This is a genomic window from Sphingobium limneticum (assembly GCF_008710165.1).
In the GTDB taxonomy this organism is placed as follows: domain Bacteria; phylum Pseudomonadota; class Alphaproteobacteria; order Sphingomonadales; family Sphingomonadaceae; genus Sphingobium; species Sphingobium limneticum.
This window is the reverse complement of record NZ_VYQA01000058.1, coordinates 1-2,872: the sequence shown is the minus strand read 5'-3', so window position 1 is coordinate 2,872 and position 2,872 is coordinate 1. Positions and strand designations below refer to the sequence as shown.

The window sequence follows — 2,872 nt, the reverse complement described above, 5'->3', positions numbered from 1 at the left end:
GCATTGGTCACGCTGATCGTCGCGCCAGCCTCACCGCTGCCGCTCACCACCGCGCCGTCGCCGCTGATCGTGCCGGTCGGCGCGACCGGCGCCGTGACGTCGGGCGCGATCGTCGGCACCCGGACCGACACATTGCCGGCGCCATCCGCCTGCGTAATGCCCAGCGTCTCGCCATTCAGCTGCGGCGTCGCAAGCGTGGCGGCATAGCTGCCATTGGCGGCCACCGTCGCCGTGCCGATGACGGTCCCGGCCGCATTGGTGATGCTGATCGTGGCGCCGGCTTCACCGGTACCGGTCACGAGCGTGCCATCGGTCGAAACCGTGCCGGTCGGCGCATTGGGTGCCGTAATGTCCGGCGCGGTGATCGGCACCTGCGGCGACACATTGCCTGCGCCGTCCGTCTGCACCAATGTCAGCGCCTGACCATTGGCCTGTGGCTCGGTCAATGTGACGCTATAATTGCCGTCGGTCGCCACGGTCGCCGTGCCCAGCACGGTCCCGGCCGCATTGGTGATGCTGATGATCGCACCCGCCTCACCCGTACCCGTAACTTCCGTACCATCGGGCGCGATCGTGCCCGTCGGCGCGGTCGGCGCGGTAACGTCCGGTGCAATGGCATCGGCCTGCGCCGAGTCATTGCCCGCCGCATCGGTCTGAACGATGCCCAGCGTCTCGCCATTCAACTGCGGCGTGGGAAGGATGACGATATAGGCGCCATTGGCCCCCACCGTCGTCGTGCCCAGCAGCGTGCCATCGGCATCGGTGATGCGGATCGTCGCCCCGGCCTCACCAGTACCGGTCACGGCCGAACCATCGGATGTGACGGTGCCGGTCGGTGCATCGGGCGCCGTAATGTCGGGCGCGGCGATGTCGACGGTGCTCGACGCATTGCCGGCCGCATCGGTCTGAACCAACGTCAACGGCTCGCCATTGGTGAGCGCCGGGTTCAACGGCACACTGAAATTGCCGTCATTGTCGACCGTGACGCTACCCAGCGACACACCATTGGCATCCGTGACGGTGATCGTCGCCCCCGCCTCGCCAGTGCCGGTCACCGCACTCCCGTCAAGCTCGACCGTGCCAGTCGGCGCAGCGGGCGCTTCCAGATCGGGCGTCGCGATCGCGGTCGGGCCGGACTCATTGCCTGCCGCGTCGGTCTGGGTGACGTTCAGGGGCGATCCGTCGGTCTGCGGCGTGGTCAATGCTGCCGCATAATGACCCTGACCATCGACGGTCGCGGTGCCGATCACTGTACCGCCGGCATCGCGCACCGTTATGGTCGCGCCCTTCTCGCCCGATCCGGTCACGACGGCACCGGTCGCATCGATCTGCGCGGTCGGCGCAAGAGGTGGGGTGATATCGGGCGCGGTCAGGATCACAGGGACGGAGCTGTTTCCATCCGTATCGGTCTGTATCACGACCAGCTTCTCGCCATTGGCCTGCGGGGTGCCCAGGGTGATGCTGTAATTGCCATCCCCATCGACGATCGTCGATCCCAATGCCAGCCCGCCAGGCCCGGTCACGGTCACGGTCGCGCCGATCTCGCCAGTGCCAGACACCGTCTCACCAGTGGGGGAGATGGTCGCCGTCACAGGATCGGGCGCGTCGGGTCCATTCAGATTGGGGGCAGTCACCGGCAGTTCGTCCGACACATTGCCTGCCGCGTCGCTCTGCACCACGGTCAGCGGCTCGCCATGTACTTGTGGCGACGTAAGCAGCGCGCTCCAGAAGCCGAAGCCATCAACTATCGCCGTGCCGATCTCCCGACCGGTTGGATCGGTGATGATGATCGTGGCACCGATGTCACCCGTACCGCTCATCGACGCGCCATCGCCGGCAATAGTGGCAGTTGGCGGTTCTGGTGCGGTGAGGTCGGGCGCCGTCACATTGGCCGGGTCGGATATGTTGCCGGAGCCATCCGCCTGGGTGACGCGCAGCGGCTCGCTATCCAGTTGCGGCGGGGTCAGCACGACACTGTAATTGCCCTGTGCATTGACGATACCGGTGCCCAGCAGGGTGCCACCTGCCGTCCGCACCTCGACTGCCGATCCGGCGACACCCGTGCCGGTCACGATCCCGCCGGTATCGTCGATAGCCGCGGTCGGCGCGGGTGGCGGCGTCGTATCGTCCGCTGTAACCGTCACACCGGTCGATACATTGCCGGCCACGTCGCTTTGTGTGATGCTCAGCACCTCTCCATCGACGCGTGCCGGGATGAGCGGGAAGAGATAATTGCCGTCATCGTCGACAACCGTCGTGCCGATGATCACACCCGACGCGTCGCGAACGGTGATGGTCGCGCCAACCTCGCCCGTGCCGCTGATCGACGATCCGTCCGCCGCTATGGTCGCGACTGGCGCGGCCGGCGGGGTGAGGTCGGGCGCCGTGATGCCGGTCGGGTTGGATATGTTGCCCGAAGGATCGACCTGCGTGACGGCAAGGGATTCGCCATCCACCTGCGGCGCGTTGAGCGTCACGGTATAATTGCCCTGCGCATCGACCACGCCGCTGCCCAGCAGCGTACCATCGGCCGCGCGTACTTCGATCGTCGATCCAGCCACGCCCGAACCGGTCACTACCGATCCCGTCACCACCGTGCCGGTGCCGTCGATCGTGGCGCTGGGCGCAGGCGGCGGCGTCGTATCGTCCGCCGTAACCGTCACACCGGTCGACACGTTGCCGGCCACATCGCTTTGGGTGATGCTCAGCACCTCGCCATCGACGCGCGCCGGGCTGAGCGGGAAGAGATAATTGCCGTCATCGTCGACAACCGTCGTGCCGATGATCACACCCGACGCGTCGCGAACGGTGATGGTCGCGCCAACCTCGCCCGTGCCGCTGATCGACGATCCGTCCGCCGCTATGGTCGCGA

Annotated in this window: 1 protein-coding gene; it reads right to left on the bottom strand. The window is 66.7% G+C overall.

What is annotated here, in order from left to right; translation table 11 throughout:
* A partial coding sequence (locus F4U95_RS24465) for an Ig-like domain-containing protein (protein ID WP_246171716.1) occupies window positions 1-2,872 on the bottom strand: 2,872 nt, incomplete at both ends.